Origin of the sequence: Actinosynnema sp. NPDC050801 (genome assembly GCF_040673975.1) — a bacterium.
Taxonomy (GTDB): Bacteria; Actinomycetota; Actinomycetes; order Mycobacteriales; family Pseudonocardiaceae; genus Actinosynnema.
On the sequence record NZ_JBFAQZ010000001.1, the window covers coordinates 942963 to 957865 of the forward strand.

The window sequence follows — 14903 nt, forward strand, 5'->3', positions numbered from 1 at the left end:
AGTGTGGTCCGCTGAAAAATGTCGGTGGGGCGTGGGAGAGTGCAGAGGTGCTCGGGAGGCGCGCATGGACCAGCTAGGCGAGGGGCGGGAAGACATGCTGGGGAAGCTGGCTGCCCATGCTTCTGATCAAAGTTCTGTCCATCAGGCCGGACGGGATGTCATCAACCAGCACATCAACACCCAGAACATCAACACCCAGCACGTTTACTACCAGCCGTCGGTGCCTGTCGTGCCGGTCCCGCCACCGTTGCCCAGTCGTCATCTGCCGTTCCTGCTCCGTGTCGCCTTGAGGCTGGCTGGCATTGGGACTTTCCTAGGGCTGAACCAAGCACTCATGGATTGGTCGCCCAGACCCGAGGACAAGGGCAATATGGTGGTGACCATGGCGCTGCTGACGGGCGTCGTCGCCAGTTGCTTCGCCACCTACATGACCGGCTACGCCGTCTACCTGGCCGTCCGCGCGTTGATCAGCAACATGGCGGAGGATGGACATGACAGATGGTGGCTGCGCGGGATGGTGCAACGACTGGCCATCGCTGTGGGGTGCTGGAGCGTCGCGCTGCTGGCGTTCTTCTTCATCTCACGCTAGCGGGTCTCAGCCACTTGATCGGGTGACGGATCGTGTCATGGTTATGCGGTTGGCTGTGCTGGTGGCCGGTCGTTGCGCTGCCATCTTCTTCGTCCGAGATCTACTACTGCGGGCGAACCGATGAGTCGGTTCCCGCCTCTTCTGCGTGGGCGACCTCGGTGGGGTTGGGCACTCGGGGAGACGGGCACGAGCCGGCCCTGGGGCAGAGCCGGGGGCGGATTGCCGATTCGGTTGACGGCCAGTGTGTTTCCGGGCTTGTCGCCGAATTCGATTTGTCGTGTCGACGGTGGGTGGTTCGGGCGTTCCGCGAGTTGCCGAGCCTGGAGGGTCTGGCGACCCGGAGCCGGTGGTGAGGCCTGGGTCGGCCACATCCGTGGGGACGGAGAGGCGTGCGGCTTGATCGCGTGGAATGTCAAGCAATGCTCAAGTCCGCCGCCGGTGGAGGACGTCAGGCGCATACTCGGCTATCAGTCGATGACGATGAGGTGACGGCTATGCCGACCTGGATCTACTTCGTGATCTTTTGCGCGGTTCTGCTGCTCGTCGCATACCTGGTCGACCGGCGTGCCCGCGCTCAGCGGGCGGGGTTGGTGGCGCCCGCCGACACCAGGGGTCGGTCCGGTGCGGACACGATCGGTCGGGCGCGGCTCGGTCCGCACGGTGCGGGTGGCAGTGACGGCATCACCAGTGGCTCCTACGGCAGTGACGGCATCGGTTGACCGTGTCGGTACCCGGCGGCGTGAGTTGCTGAGCCGGTACTCGGTCCCGGCGGGTCGGGTGCTCTGGGACGTCAAGAGCCGGTCGGCGGCGCGATGACCAGCTCGGTGTCCGGGTCGTGGGCGATCTGCGCCGGACCGGCGACGATCAGGGTGGCTCGGGCCCACGGCCGTTCCCGCAGCAGGAACGGCAGTTCTTCGAGCAGCCAGTTCGCCACGTGCTCCTGTTGCGCGGGGGAGTCGCCGTCGCGGGCGACCAGCAACCGTTCCTGCTCGTCCAGGTCGCCCTGCATCCACACCGAGGCGTCCAACCACGGGGCGAGTTCTGCGCGGATGATGCCCGTGCCCTCGACCCAGACGAAGTCGACACCGGCGGGGATGGCGATGGATCCGGGGCGGTCGTGGGTGGTCCAGGCGTCGGGGCGGAAGTCCACCGCCTCGCCCCGGTGCAGGGGGCGCAGGACGTTCTCGACGAGCACGGCGCCCCAGTCGAAGTAGGCGTGGTTCCAGGCGACGTCGTCGGTGTGCACGACGGCGGAGCGTGGTGCCACCTCGCGTAGCCGCTCGGCCAGGGTCGTCTTGCCGGCACCGCCCCGCCCGTCGATCGCGATCACCCGCGGACGTCCGGTGACGTCGGGGCACGCCTCCCTCAGCTGCCGGACGGCGTCGTGCACGGTCACCACGTGCCAGCCGACGGCCTCGGTCTCACCAGGGTGTAAACGCATCGGCAGACTCCCCAATCCGCTGTGGTGCCACGTCTGACACCTCGCCTGAGCCACGACGACTTGTGCGTGTGCCATCGATGTGCCAAAGTGGTGCCATGGACTTGACCTCGTATGTGAGCAACCTCGGACGTGAGTTCACCACCTTGGCCGAAGCCGGCGGCGACGAGGCACGTGTGCTGGTCGAGCGCCTGACCGGGTCACTCGAATCGGCGATCCGGATGACCCTGCTGGACGCGCTGTCGGCCGCCGCCGATGAGATCACGCTGGACCTGGCCCCCGGCTCGGTGGAGCTGCGCCTGCGCGGACGCGATCCGAACTTCGTCGTGACCCCGCCACCCGCCGAGCAAGTCGGGTTCGCGGCGGACGAGCCCCCGACGACGGCGGACGACGCGCCGGACAGCGGCCTGCTCCTCGCCGAGGACGGCCCCGCCGCGCGGATCAACGTGCGCCTGCCCGAGCAGCTCAAGGCCGCGGTCGAGGAGGCGGCGGCCAAGGAGGGCCGCTCGGTCAACGCCTGGCTGGTCCGGGCGGCGGCCGCGGCCCTGCAGCGGTCCGATCGCGAGCAGCGCCCCGAGCCGCACGCCGGCGGCAAGCGGGCCAAGCAGCGCATCACCGGCTGGGTCCGCTAGCCCACTCCGCGCCACCAGCACCTCGTTACACCGCACCGCTTCCCCGACCTGCGGGAACGGCTCACACACCCACGATGGGGGACGACCATGCCCAAATTCGACACGCCCGAACCGATCTCCGTCACGCTCGAACTCGGCGTCGCCAACGTGCGGATCACCGCGAGCGACCGCACCGACACCGTGGTCGAGGTCCGCCCGACCGACGAGTCCGACGAGTCCGACGTGAAGGCCGCCGAGCAGGTCCGCGTCGACTTCAGCGCCGGCGTGCTGCGGGTCGTCGGGCTGCGGGCACGCCCCTTCGACTTCTCCCGCAAGACCAGGTCGGTCGAGGTGTCCCTCGAACTGCCCAGCGGCTCCGGGGTGTCCGCCGACACGCAGTTGGGTGACGCCCTTTGCGCCGGCCTGCTCGGCGAGTGCAAGTTCAAGACGTCCGTCGGCAACTTCCGGCTCGAACGGACCGGCCCGCTGCGCGTGGACACGTCGAGCGGCGAGATCACCGTCGAAGCGGTCGCGGGCAACGCCGAGGTCTCCACCGGCTCCGGCAAGGTCCGGCTCGGCGCGGTCGAGGGCACCGCGGTGGTCAAGAACTCCAACGGCGACACGACGATCGACGCGGCCACCGGCGAGGTCCGGGTGCGCTCCGCCAACGGCGACATCTCCGTCGAGCGGGCGGGCGCCGGCGTCGACGCGAAGACCTCCAACGGCAGCATCCGGCTCGGCGAGGTGGTCCGCGGTTCGGTCGTGCTCGGGACCGGCATGGGCGGCCTGGACATCGGCGTCGCCGAGGGCACCGCGGCCTGGCTCGACGTGAACACCGGGTTCGGGCACGTGCGCAACCTGCTGGAGACCGCCGCCCGGCCCGAGGAGTCCGACGAGACCGTCGAGGTGCGCGGCCGCACGTCCTACGGCGACATCACCATCCACCGCTCCTGATCCACCGGCAAGGGGAAGAACCATGACCAGCAAGCAATCCCGGCCGGCGATCACGGCTACCGGTCTGCGCAAGTCCTTCGGCGACCACGTGGTGCTCGACGGCATCGACCTGACCGTGCCCCGGGGAACGGTCTTCGCGCTGCTCGGCGCGAACGGCGCCGGGAAGACCACCACGGTCAAGATCCTGTCCACGTTGCTCCGCGCCGACGCCGGTGACGTCCGGGTGGCCGGGCACGACCTGGCCCGCGAACCGGACGCGGTGCGCGCCGCGATCGGCGTCACGGGTCAGTTCTCCGCGGTGGACAACCTGCTCACCGGCGAGGAGAACCTGCGGCTGATGGCGGACCTGCACCACCTCGGCCGGGGCGAGGCCCGCCGGCGCGCCGCCGAGCTGCTCGACCGGTTCGACCTGGTCGACGCGGCCCGCAAGTCCGTCGCGACCTACTCCGGGGGCATGCGCCGCCGGCTCGACCTGGCGATGACCCTGGTCGGCGACCCGCAGGTGATCTTCCTCGACGAGCCGACCACCGGCCTGGACCCGCGCAGCCGCCGGGGCATGTGGCGGATCGTCCGGGAGCTCGTGGCGGGCGGCGTCACCATCTTCCTGACCACGCAGTACCTGGAGGAGGCCGACGAGCTGGCGGACCGGATCGCGGTCCTCGACCGCGGCCGGGTGGTCGCCGAGGGGACCTCGGAGGAGCTGAAGCGCCGCATCCCCGGCGGGCACGTCCGCCTGCGGTTCGCCGACCGGCGGGGCCTCGAAGCGGCCGTCGGCGTGCTGGACCAGGTCTCGCGCGACGACGACGCGCTCGCCCTGCGGGTGCCCAACGACGGCAGCCTGCACGCGCTGAAGGCCCTGATCGGGCGGCTCGACGACCGGGCCGTCGAGGTCGAGGAGCTGTCCGTGCACACCCCCGACCTCGACGACGTCTTCCTCGCCCTCACCGGCGACCCCAGCAACGAGAAGGTGAACTCCCGATGAGCACCCACGCCCTCGCCGGTCCCGTTCCGACCGCCCTGCGCTTCCACCCGCTGCGCGACTCGGCGACGATGCTGCGCCGCAACCTCAAGCGCATGCTGCGGTACCCGTCGATGACCTTGATGCTCGTCGGGATGCCCGTCATCTTCCTGCTGCTGTTCGTTTACGTGCTCGGCGGCACGCTGGGGGCCGGGCTCGGCGGGGAGGTGTCCGGCGGCGGGGTCGGCGGCCGCGCGGCGTACGCCAACTACGTGGCGCCCGCGATCATCCTGATGATGGTGTCGGCCACGGTCCAGGGAACCGCGGTCTCGATCGCGATGGACATGACCGAGGGCATCATCGCCCGGTTCCGCACCATGCACATCGCCCGCGTCTCGGTGCTGACCGGGCACGTCCTGGGCAGCATGATCCAGGCGGTGTTCGGCCTGGCGGTCGTGATCGGCGTGGCGGTGCTGGTCGGCTTCCGGCCCACCGCCGGTCCGGTCGAGTGGTTGGCCACGGTCGGTTTCCTGCTGGCGGTGACCTTCGCGCTGGTGTGGTTGTCCGTCGCGCTCGGCCAGGTGAGCAAGTCCGTCGAGTCGGCGAGCAACCTGCCCATGCCGCTGGTGCTGCTGCCGTTCCTGGGCAGCGGTTTCGTGCCGACCGACTCGATGCCGGCCGGGCTGCGCTGGTTCGCCGAGTACCAGCCGTTCACCCCGATCATCGAGACGCTGCGGGGGCTGCTGCTGGACAAGCCGATCGGGCACAACGCGTGGGTCGCGCTCGGCTGGTGCACCGTCATCGCGCTGGTCGGGTACCTCTGGTCGAAGAAGCTGTTCAACCGCGAGGACTCGCGTTGACGGCCTGAGCCAGAAGTGCGCGGAGTGCCGAGTCCCGTGTCGGGGGTTCGGCGCTTCGCCGTTACGCTCTGGCCGGTGCGCTTTGTGGCGGATCTTCACATCCACTCCAAGTACTCCCGGGCCTGCAGCCGCGACTGCGACCTCGAACACCTGACCTGGTGGGCCCGGCGCAAGGGGATCTCGCTGGTCGGCACCGGCGACTTCACCCACCCGGCCTGGTACGACCACCTGACCGAGAACCTGGTCGAGGCCTCGCCCGGCCTGTTCCGGCTGCGCGACGACCTCGACCGCGACATCGACCGCAGGCTGCCGCCGTCGCTGGCGACCGCGCCCGTGCGGTTCATGCTGTCGGTGGAGATCTCCACCATCTACAAGCGCGACGACCGCACCCGCAAGGTGCACCACCTCGTGTACATGCCGGACCTGTCGTCGGCGGCCCGGTTCAACGCCCGGCTGGCCAAGATCGGCAACCTCGGGTCCGACGGGCGGCCGATCCTCGGGCTGGACTCGCGCGACCTGCTGGAGATCACGCTGGAGTGCGGCGGCTACCTGGTGCCCGCGCACGTCTGGACGCCGTGGTTCGCGGTGCTCGGGTCGAAGTCCGGGTTCGACGCGATCGAGGACTGCTACGCCGACCTCGCGTCCCACGTCTTCGCGGTGGAGACCGGCCTGTCGTCCGACCCGGAGATGAACTGGCGGGTGTCGGGGCTCGACAAGTACCGGCTGGTCAGCAACTCGGACGCGCACTCGCCGCCCGCGCTGGGGCGTGAGGCGACCGTGTTCGACACGGAGTTGGACTACTACTCGGTGCGCGCGGCGCTGGAGACCGGTGACGGGTTCGCCGGGTCCTTGGAGTTCTTCCCGGAGGAGGGCAAGTACCACGTCGACGGGCACCGCAAGTGCGGTGTGCGGATGGAACCCGAGGAGACGTCGGCGCACCGCGGGATCTGCCCGGAGTGCGGCAAGCCGTTGACGGTCGGGGTGCTCAGCCGGGTGGAGGAGCTGGCCGACCGGGCGCACGGCGCGCGGCCCGCGGGCGCGGCCGGGTTCACCAGCCTGGTGCCGTTGCCGGAGATCGTGAGCGAGATCGTGGGCACCGGGCCGAAGAGCAAGAAGGTGCTGGGTGAGATCGACAAGCTGACCGCCGCGTTGGGGCCGGAGCTGGTGATCCTGCGGGACGTGCCGGCCGACGACATCGCCGTGCACTCGCCGTTGCTGGCCGAGGCGGTGACGCGGCTGCGGCGGGGTGAGGTGGTGCGCGACCCGGGGTACGACGGCGAGTACGGCGTGATCCGCGTGTTCGAGCCGGGTGAGCTGGAGCGGCGGCGTTCGTCGTTCGCCCTGTTCGACTACGCCGCGCCCGTTCAGTCCACTGTGGAGCGTGCCCGTCCGGCTCCCGCTCCCGTCGCCGATCCTGCCCCGGTCGCGGTCGCGCCGGGCGGCCACTCGCTGCTGGACGGGCTGGACCCGGAGCAGCGGGCGGCGGCCGAGGTGGCCGGTGGTCCGTTGCTGATCATCGCGGGTCCGGGCACGGGGAAGACGCGGACGTTGACGCACCGGATCGCGGACCTGGTGACGTCCCGGGGCGTGCCGCCCGCCGAGTGCCTGGCGATCACGTTCACCCGGCGTGCGGCGGAGGAGATGGCGGAACGGTTGGCGGTGCTGGCGCCGGACGCCGTCGGCAGGCTGACGATCGCGACGTTCCACTCGCTCGGTGTGCTGATCCTGCGCGAGCACCACGCGGCCTTCGGGTTGTCGGCGTCGTTCGGGGTGGCGGACCCGGAGCGGCAGTCGGCGGTGGCGATGTCGGTCGTCGCGGACGAGAAGGAGGCGCGGGCGCTGGTCGCCGCCGGGGACGCCCGGTACAAGAAGGCGTTGCGGGCGCAGGACCTGGTGGACTTCGACGACCTCATCTCGTTGCCGCTGTCGTTGCTGGAGGAGTCGCCCGACCTGGTCGACGCCTACCGCGCGCGGTGGCGGTGGGTCTCGGTGGACGAGTACCAGGACGTGGACGAGCAGCAGTACCGGCTGCTGCGGCTGCTGGCGCCGCCGGAGGGCAACCTGACCGCGATCGGCGATCCGGACCAGGCGATCTACCGGTTCCGCGGCGCCGACGTCGGGTTCTTCCTGCGGTTCCGGGAGGACTTCCCCGGCGCCCGGACCGTGCAGCTGACCAGGAACTACCGGTCCTCGGCGGCGGTCGTCACGGGTGCGCTGGAGGTGATCGCGCCGTCGTCGCTCGTGCCGGGTCGTGAACTGCGACCGATGGTGGACCACGGCGCCGCGCCCATCGGCGTGCACCACGCGTCGTCGGAGGCGGCCGAGGCGGGGTTCGTGGCGCGGACGATCGAGCAGGTGCTGGGCGGTGCGTCGTTCCACGCGCTGGACAGCGGGCGCGTGGTGGGCGACGGCACGCAAGGCCTCGGCTTCTCGGACTTCGCCGTGCTCTACCGGACCGACCGGCAGGCGCGGGCGTTGGTGGAGGCGCTGACGCAGTCCGGCCTGCCGTTCCAGAAGCGGTCGCACGACCGGTTGGCGGACCGTCCCGGGGTGGCCCGGATCGCGCACGACCTCAAGTTCGCCGCCGGTGCCACCGCGCTGGAGCGGGTGCGTGCCGTGGCGGGCGACGACCACACCGCGTACGAGCTGCTCAAGCCGTTGGCCGCTGAGTGCGGTGCGGACTTCGAGCGCTTCCACACGGCGCTCGCGCTGGGGGTGGAGGTGGACACGTGGGACCCGCGGGCGGACCGGATCTCGCTGCTCACGCTGCACGCGTCGAAGGGCCTGGAGTTCCCGGTCGTGTTCGTCGTCGGGTGCGAGGACGGTCTGCTGCCGCTGCGGTGGCCGGGTGACGACGACCGCGAAGCGGAGGACGAGGAGCGCCGCCTGCTGTTCGTGGGCATGACCAGGGCGCAGCGGCACCTGTTCCTGAGCCACGCGGCCGGACGACCGAGGTCGCCGTTCCTGGCGGCCTTGCGCGCCTACGAGCAGGTGGGCGACCCCCAGCCGCGCCGCAGGCGCAAGGGAACCCAGCTCAGCCTCCTCTGACACCGTCGGACCCCGGCTCTACCGTCGGGGCATGGCGCACACCATCGGATTGGCCCTCGACTGCCACCACCCGACGCGGCTGGCGGAGTTCTGGAAGCTGGCGCTGGGCTACGAGGACGAGCCCCCACCCCCGCCGTTCAGGACGAGGGCGGAGTGGGTGGCGCACTTCGACGACCCGGACGACGACCAGGACGACGGCGCCTGGCTGCACGACCCGGCCGGCGTGGGACCGAGGCTGTTCCTGCAGCAGGTGCGGGAGCCGAAGACGCAGAAGATCCGGCTGCACCTGGACGTGCGGGTGAGCTCGGGGGCGCCGGCGGCGGAGCGGTGGCCGACGGTCCTGAGGAAGGTCGACCAGCTGCTGGAGGCCGGCGGGAGCGTGGTGCGGGAGTACCCGGAACACCACGTCGTCATGGCCGACCCGGAGGGCAACGAGTTCTGCGTCTGCTGATCGCGGCCCCTCGGAGCAGGTCCTCCCAAGATCGGAAGTGGACTGGACCATAACGTGGCGTTATGACGTGACTGGCATATCCGCCGCACGTCCGCGCCGCCTAGCGTCGGGTGTACGGCCCCGCATCCCGTGTCACCACCCTGCAAGGAGACAAGCGGATGACTCGACGTAGCGTCGCCGCGGTCGCCGTGGCGGTCCTGAGCGCTGCCGGATTGGCAGCCGCGCTGGCCACCACCGCGACCGCCGGTCCACCACCGCCGCGGCTCGCCGCGGACGGCGGCATGGTCGCCGCCATGGCGCGCGACCTGAACCTCACCCCCGACCAGGCCCGGGCCCGCATCGAACGGGAGGCGGTCGCGGCCCGGACCGAGTCCGTCCTCAAGGCACGGCTCGGTCCCGGCTTCGCGGGCGCCTGGCTGAACGCGGACGCCACCGAGCTCGTCGTCGGCGTCACGGCCGCCTCGCAGGTCCGGGCCGTCGAGGCGGCGGGTGCGAAGCCGGCGCTGGTCGACCGCTCACTCGCCCAGCTCGACGCCCTCAAGGTCGAGCTCGACCGCAACGCCCGCACCGCGCCGAGGTCCGTGCCCGGCTGGTACGTCGACGTGCCCACCAACACACTGGTCGTCCTGGCCCGCGACGTGGCCGCCGCGAAAGCGTTTGCGCGCGCCAGCGGGCTCGCCGACGCCGACGTCCGGATCGAACCGTCCACCGAGGAGCCCCGCCCGCTGATCGACGTGATCGGCGGCAACGCCTACTACATCGGCAGCGGCTCGCGGTGCTCGGTCGGGTTCGCGGTCAACGGCGGCTTCGTCACCGCCGGCCACTGCGGCCGCACGGGCGCGACCACCACCCAACCCAGCGGCACGTTCGCCGGCTCCAGCTTCCCCGGCAACGACTACGCCTGGGTCCGCACGGCCGCGGGCAACACCGGCCGGCCCCTGGTCAACCGCCACCCCGGCACGGTGCCGGTGGCGGGTTCGACCGAGGCCCCGGTGGGCGCCTCGGTCTGCCGCTCCGGTTCCACCACCGGCTGGCGCTGCGGCACCATCCAGCAGAAGAACGCCTCCGTGACCTACCCCGAAGGCACGATCACCGGTCTGACCCGCACGAACGCCTGCGCCGAACCCGGCGACTCCGGCGGCTCGTGGTTGACCGGCGACCAGGCGCAGGGCGTCACCTCCGGTGGCTCCGGGAACTGCACGTCCGGCGGGACGATCTACTTCCAGCCGGTCAACGAGATCCTCCAGGTCTACGGCCTCCAGTTGATCGTCAGTGGCGGCGGCACGCCGACCAGCACCACCTCGCCGACCACGACGACCACCACCAACCCGGGCCAGACCACCTGGCAGCCAGGCGTCGCGTACGCGACCGGCTCCCTCGTGACGTACGACGGCGTCGGGTACAGGTGCTTGCAGGGGCACACGTCCCAACCAGGCTGGGATCCGCCGACGGTGCCCGCCTTGTGGGGGCGCGTGTGAGCTAGCGGCGAGCGCACGCGCCGGGGGTCCGGCTCGCCCTCGCGGCGAGCCGGGCCCCCTCTCCCGTTCCACCAGGCAGTGAGGAGCCCCGGGACCGGCGCCACGCGGGCTGAACTGCGTGATGTTGCCCGGACGGCACTGCCCGTGTGGCACGCACCCGTACCCTGAGACACGACGAGAAGGGGTGGTGCGGGTCGTGGAGCTGGCCGAGTCGCTGCTGGCGTGGCTGCACGGCTGGTCCGGTGTGCCCCTCTGCCCGGGTGACTGGGCCTGGACCGTCACCGCGTTCGGCGCCCTGATCGGCGTGCTGCCGACGGTCGCCGCGCTGCTGTCGATCACGGTCCGCCGCGTGGTCGGCAACTCCTACGGCCCGATCACCGGCGCGATCTTCGCCGTGCTCGGCGTGGTCAGCACGCTGGTGCTGCCGTGGATGGCGTTCACGGCCACGTACAAGCTGGTGCGCACCCGTGCGCTGGCGGGCATGGAGTCGCTGGACCAGCGGCCGTGCGCGGCGTTCAGCCAGTACGAGTACCTGGTCGGCACGGGGTCGATCGTCGAGACGATCACCGGTCGGGCGGGTGTGCCGCAGCTGATCGCGGCCGGTGCGACGGCGCTGCTGGCGCTGCTGTGCCTGCTGTTCGTGATGCTCCAGGCGGGCTCGGCGTTCCGGCTCGGGCCGAACTGGCCGCGCCGGGTGTTCTGGCCGCCGTTCCTGGTGCTGCTGCTGTCCACGTCCGCGCTGCCGGTCACGCTGGTGGGCCAGCTGCTGCTCGGGTTCTTCCCGATCGCGGTGTTGGGCTCCCTCGTGGTGCGGGTTTTCGGGTTGACTACCGCCATGCTGAACCGCCCCGGTCGCGATCGCGGGAACCCGAGCCCGCAACCCGCGGTGTCGAGAACGCCGCCCCACAGCCAGCAGTCGCACAACCAGCCGGCGCACAGCCAGCCGGTCCAGAACAAGCCGGTCCAGGGCCAGTCGGCGCGGAGCGAGCCGGGCCAGGGCCGGCAGTCCCAGGGCCACCAGCCCCAGCAACCGCAGAAGCCGCCGCCGTACAAGGTGGAGAAGCCGCCGCCCTACCAGCCCGCGCAGATCCCGCCGTACCAGCCGGTCCCGCCCTACCGGCCGACGCCGCCGCAGCGGCACTACCCGCCGACGCGGGTCGCCGACGTGCCCGTCGAGCCGCCCAAGCCGACCCGGGTGGAACAGCCCGCGCAGCTCGCCGACACCCCCGGTCCGCTGCCGTTCGGGCCGGGCGGCGGCAGCGCCGGCAGCACGCCGACGCCCCCGCCCGACTCCGGCAAGGTGTGGAACCCGGCCGCCGGGCGGTTCCGGCGGATCCGCCAGCTCGGCCGCGGTGGCTTCGGCACGGTGTGGTTGGCCGTGGACGAGCAGCTGGCGCGCACGGTCGCGGTGAAGCTCGCGCACGCCCCCGACAACGACACCGAGCAGCGCATGTTGCGTGAAGCGCGCGCTCTGGCCGCCGTGCGGCACCCGAACTGCGTGCGCGTGTTCGACATCGTGCAGGACCCGGACGGCCTGGCCATCGTCATGGAGTACATCGACGGCAGGCCGCTGTCCGACGTCGTGCTGAACAGCGGTCTGCTCGCCGACACCCTCGCCGCCCGGCTCTGGGTGAACATGGCGGACGCGCTGGCCGCCGCGCACGAGCAGGGCGTGCTGCACCGGGACGTGAAGCCGTCCAACGTCATCGTGGACACCCAGGGCACCGCGCACCTGATCGACTTCGGCATCGCCCGGTCGAAGGGCGACAGCACCCTCACCGCCACCGGGATGATGGTCGGCACGCCCGACTTCCTCGCACCGGAGACCGCCCGCGGCGAGGCGGCCAGCCCCGCCTCGGACGGTTGGCAGCTGGCCGCGACGGTCAGCTACGCGCTCACCGGCCACCCCCCGCGCGGCACGCGGGAGAACCCGATCTCGTCGCTGATGGCGGCCGCGCAGGGCGAGCCGTGCGTGAAGCTGCCCCAGCACAGCGCGCACCACCGGCTGCTCACCAGCGCCCTCGACGCCGACCCGGCCCGGCGGCCGTCGCTGACGGCCATCCGGTCCGAGCTGAGCACGTGGCTGTCCCAGGCAGGGCTGAGCAAGGAAGGCCCGGTCACGAGGATGATCGACCGGCCGGAGCCGCCGACCCGACCCGTGCGCTGACCAGGGCCGCGACCCCGAGGACCAGCGGCACGGCGAGCAGCGCGCCGGAGAACGCCAGCACCAGTGCCGTGCAGGCGAGGGCGAACGCGGCCGTGCGGCTGCGGAGGAGCTTGACGGCGGCGGCCAGACCCGCCGCCGTCACCGCCGCCAGCGTGGTCGACGCGACCCGCATGAGCGTGTCCAGACCGACCTCAAGGCGCAGGGTGACGGCCGTGAGCAGCGCGCACAGCACCAGCAGGCCGGTCAGGCCGTGCCGTCCGCCCAGGCGTGCGCCGCCCGCCAGGTAGGTGTTGATCGCGCCGAACGTCAGCAGCGTCGCGGCCACCGCCGTGACCGGTCGCGCGGCCGGGCCGAACGCGCGTTCCAGCAGGTCGGCGAGCGGGACGTCGCTGGTGGTGCCAGCCGTGGTGATCGCGAGCCCCAGGTAGAGCACCGCCACGACGACCAGCGTCCGCCGGGTCGCCCGCCGCGGGTCGGTGAACTCGTCGGCGAGGTTGCTCGCCGCCTCCCAGCCGGAGAACGCGAAGAACAGCACCACGGCGGCGTGCCCGACGGCTGGCCACCCGTGCGGTGCGAAGGGCTCGAAGTCGGTCCGCGCCACGCTCGGCGCGGCGCAGGCGATGGCCACGGCCAGCAGCACCGCCAGCAGCCCGACCAGCAGGACCTGCGCGCTCGCCGACACCCGCAGCCCGGCGTAGTTGGCGGCGAACGCGGCGGCCAGCAGCACGACGCCGATCACCGCGGGGTCGCCGCCGCCCAGCGCGTGGGCGATGTACCGGCCGCCGACCAAAGCACCGCCGAGCACCCCGAACGGCACACCGGCCAGGTAGAACCACCACGCGACCGACCGCGCGGCCGGGCGACCGAACGCGGTGTGCACGAAGCCGACCACCCCGCCGCGGTGCCGTTCGCCGAGCCGGGCGAACGACACCGCGATCGGGACGCTCAACGCGAGCAGCGCGGCCCACGCCAGGATCGACGCGGGCCCGGCGGCCGCGTTGGCCAGGGCGGGCAGCACGAGCACGCCGGGGCCGAGGACCGCGCCCACGTACATCGCGGTGAGCCTCATGCCATCAACGGGAGCTTGCGGGTCAGCCGGGTGACCTCCGCGCGTGGCCCGTAGAGGGCGACGGCGACGAACTCCGGGTCCTCGGTGCGGGCGAGGGCTTCCAGGTACTCGGAGTAGGCGCGGGCGCGGCGGGCGACCTCGGTGAAGCCGATCTTCAGCACGCCCGCCGCCCGGTGCAGGGCCTTGAGGTGCTCGGCGGAGGTGGTCAGCACCGGCACCGGGTAGGTGTTCAGGCCGAGGTGGACGGTGCCGTCGGCGTCCGCGGCGTCCTCGCCGAGCAGGTCGGGCAGGCGGGCGCCGAGGGTGAGGCCGAGGCAGACGGCGGCGTTGGCGGCGAGGTTGGGCGGCAGGTCATCACGCAGGATCAGGGCGAGTTTGTCGGGCAGCAACTGACGGTCCGTTCGTTCGGTGGGTTGCGCCCAGACTTGCGCACCTGAACGACGTGATCCAGCGTCACCGAACTTCGTTCGCCCGCTCCTGACATGATCGGGTCGTGGACGAACTTGATTCGGCGATCATCAGGAACCTGCAACTGGATGCGCGGTTGACGAACCGCGAACTGGCCAGGCGGCTCGGCGTGGCGCCGTCGACGTGCCTGGAACGCGTGCGCGCGCTGCGTGAGCGCGGCGTGATCAAGGGCTACCACGCGGACGTGGACCTGGGCGCGCTGAACCGCCCCGTCCAGGCCTTCGTCGCGGCTCGCCTGCGCCCGATGAGCCGCCTCGTGATCGACAACTTCAAGGCCGCGATCGGCGCCCTGCCGGAGGTGACCGCGATGTACGTGGTGGCGGGGGACGACGACTTCCTCATCCACCTGGCCGTGCCGGACCTGGAACACCTGCACGCGTTCCTCATCGACCGGCTCAGCGAGCGCCGCGAGGTGATCAGCTTCCGCAGCTCGGTGATCTACGAGAGCATCCGCAACCCGGTGCTGTCCGAACTGCCGCGCTGACCACCGCGGCCGCGCGGCAGTTGCGCGAACGGGTGAACGACGTCCGCGCGGCTAACGGATCCCACGTTCTCGCCGACCTAGGCCTTGATTCGTGTTCCAGCGAAACGGTCAGCGAGGTGGGCTCGTGACGTCCGAGGAGAACCCGCACGTCGCGCGGTTGATCCCCACCTCCGGCATCGACGGCGCCGGTGAACGGCGACGACGGGCCACGTCCGCCCTGCTCGCGGTGATGTCCGCGGTGCGCGGGTTCGGGCAGGCCCTCACGCGACCACTCGGCGCGCCCGCCGCCGCAGTACAGGGGTTCGTCGAGGTGCCGTTCGACCTCGGA

General features: G+C 71.6%; 14 protein-coding genes. 11 read left to right on the plus strand and 3 right to left on the minus strand.

What is annotated here, in order from left to right:
- Nucleotides 1-64 precede the first annotated feature (64 nt).
- Both AB0K14_RS04760 and AB0K14_RS04765 read left to right on the plus strand, forming a co-directional pair.
- A complete protein-coding gene (locus AB0K14_RS04760) occupies nucleotides 65-589 on the plus strand; it encodes a hypothetical protein (protein WP_360463972.1) in 525 nt (174 codons plus the stop codon).
- Nucleotides 590-1083: 494 nt separating this feature from the next.
- The gene (locus AB0K14_RS04765; protein WP_360463969.1) at nucleotides 1084-1308 is read left to right on the plus strand and encodes a hypothetical protein; all 225 of its coding nucleotides are present in this window, start codon (nucleotides 1084-1086) and stop codon (nucleotides 1306-1308) included.
- A 71-nt stretch (nucleotides 1309-1379) separates the two neighbouring features.
- On the opposite strand, the gene AB0K14_RS04770 is transcribed toward AB0K14_RS04765, so the two are convergent.
- Nucleotides 1380-2030 carry a hypothetical protein gene (locus AB0K14_RS04770; protein WP_360463966.1) on the minus strand — a complete coding sequence of 217 codons (651 nt, stop codon included), beginning with the start codon at nucleotides 2028-2030 and terminating at the stop codon, nucleotides 1380-1382.
- 95 nt (nucleotides 2031-2125) lie between these two features.
- On the opposite strand from AB0K14_RS04770, the gene AB0K14_RS04775 reads away from it, so the two are divergent.
- The 8 genes from AB0K14_RS04775 (at nucleotide 2126) to AB0K14_RS04810 (ending at nucleotide 12554) form a co-directional block, all read left to right on the plus strand.
- Nucleotides 2126-2659, plus strand: coding sequence for a YlcI/YnfO family protein (locus AB0K14_RS04775; RefSeq protein ID WP_360463963.1), 534 nt, complete (start codon nucleotides 2126-2128; stop codon nucleotides 2657-2659).
- 87 nt (nucleotides 2660-2746) lie between these two features.
- On the plus strand, nucleotides 2747-3592 hold the full coding sequence (locus AB0K14_RS04780) for a DUF4097 family beta strand repeat-containing protein (RefSeq protein ID WP_360463961.1): 846 nt from the start codon (nucleotides 2747-2749) through the stop codon (nucleotides 3590-3592).
- Between the two features lie 22 nt (nucleotides 3593-3614).
- Nucleotides 3615-4574, plus strand: a complete 960-nt coding sequence (locus AB0K14_RS04785) for an ATP-binding cassette domain-containing protein (protein ID WP_360463958.1) — start codon at nucleotides 3615-3617, stop codon at nucleotides 4572-4574.
- A complete protein-coding gene (locus tag AB0K14_RS04790; RefSeq protein WP_360463955.1) occupies nucleotides 4571-5410 on the plus strand; it encodes an ABC transporter permease in 840 nt (279 codons plus the stop codon). Before AB0K14_RS04785 ends, AB0K14_RS04790 begins: the two co-directional genes overlap by 4 nt.
- Nucleotides 5411-5485: 75 nt before the next feature.
- A complete protein-coding gene (locus tag AB0K14_RS04795) occupies nucleotides 5486-8458 on the plus strand; it encodes a UvrD-helicase domain-containing protein (protein ID WP_360463952.1) in 2973 nt (990 codons plus the stop codon).
- Nucleotides 8459-8489: 31 nt separating this feature from the next.
- Nucleotides 8490-8909 (plus strand): VOC family protein, encoded by a 420-nt coding sequence (locus AB0K14_RS04800; protein WP_360463949.1) that lies wholly within the window; start codon nucleotides 8490-8492, stop codon nucleotides 8907-8909.
- Between the two features lie 158 nt (nucleotides 8910-9067).
- Nucleotides 9068-10387, plus strand: a complete 1320-nt coding sequence (locus AB0K14_RS04805; protein ID WP_360463946.1) for an alpha-lytic protease prodomain-containing protein — start codon at nucleotides 9068-9070, stop codon at nucleotides 10385-10387.
- 184 nt (nucleotides 10388-10571) lie between these two features.
- Nucleotides 10572-12554, plus strand: coding sequence for a protein kinase (locus tag AB0K14_RS04810; RefSeq protein WP_360463943.1), 1983 nt, complete (start codon nucleotides 10572-10574; stop codon nucleotides 12552-12554).
- Here the strand turns inward: AB0K14_RS04810 and AB0K14_RS04815 are convergent.
- Entirely contained in the window at nucleotides 12505-13623 is a 1119-nt protein-coding gene (locus tag AB0K14_RS04815) for an amino acid permease (RefSeq protein ID WP_360463940.1), read from the minus strand. The genes AB0K14_RS04810 and AB0K14_RS04815 overlap by 50 nt on opposite strands.
- On the minus strand, nucleotides 13620-14012 hold the full coding sequence (locus tag AB0K14_RS04820) for a DUF2000 domain-containing protein (protein ID WP_360463937.1): 393 nt from the start codon (nucleotides 14010-14012) through the stop codon (nucleotides 13620-13622). Before AB0K14_RS04820 ends, AB0K14_RS04815 begins: the two co-directional genes overlap by 4 nt.
- 104 nt (nucleotides 14013-14116) lie before the next feature.
- Here AB0K14_RS04820 and AB0K14_RS04825 point away from each other — a divergent pair, with 104 nt between their 5' ends.
- Nucleotides 14117-14575 (plus strand): Lrp/AsnC family transcriptional regulator, encoded by a 459-nt coding sequence (locus tag AB0K14_RS04825; RefSeq protein ID WP_360463934.1) that lies wholly within the window; start codon nucleotides 14117-14119, stop codon nucleotides 14573-14575.
- The last annotated feature ends 328 nt before the right edge of the window (nucleotides 14576-14903 follow it).

Excerpts from the sequence above, each read along its gene's own strand:
- AB0K14_RS04790 (WP_360463955.1), top strand. The coding sequence starts at position 4,571 with ATGAGCACCCACGCCCTCGCCGGTCCCGTTCCGACCGCCCTGCGCTTC.
- AB0K14_RS04815 (WP_360463940.1), bottom strand. The coding sequence starts at position 13,623 with ATGAGGCTCACCGCGATGTACGTGGGCGCGGTCCTCGGCCCCGGCGTG.
- AB0K14_RS04800 (WP_360463949.1), top strand. The coding sequence starts at position 8,490 with ATGGCGCACACCATCGGATTGGCCCTCGACTGCCACCACCCGACGCGG.
- AB0K14_RS04770 (WP_360463966.1), bottom strand. The coding sequence starts at position 2,030 with ATGCGTTTACACCCTGGTGAGACCGAGGCCGTCGGCTGGCACGTGGTG.
- AB0K14_RS04805 (WP_360463946.1), top strand. The coding sequence starts at position 9,068 with ATGACTCGACGTAGCGTCGCCGCGGTCGCCGTGGCGGTCCTGAGCGCT.
- AB0K14_RS04780 (WP_360463961.1), top strand. The coding sequence starts at position 2,747 with ATGCCCAAATTCGACACGCCCGAACCGATCTCCGTCACGCTCGAACTC.
- AB0K14_RS04775 (WP_360463963.1), top strand. The coding sequence starts at position 2,126 with ATGGACTTGACCTCGTATGTGAGCAACCTCGGACGTGAGTTCACCACC.
- AB0K14_RS04785 (WP_360463958.1), top strand. The coding sequence starts at position 3,615 with ATGACCAGCAAGCAATCCCGGCCGGCGATCACGGCTACCGGTCTGCGC.
- AB0K14_RS04765 (WP_360463969.1), top strand. The coding sequence starts at position 1,084 with ATGCCGACCTGGATCTACTTCGTGATCTTTTGCGCGGTTCTGCTGCTC.
- AB0K14_RS04760 (WP_360463972.1), top strand. The coding sequence starts at position 65 with ATGGACCAGCTAGGCGAGGGGCGGGAAGACATGCTGGGGAAGCTGGCT.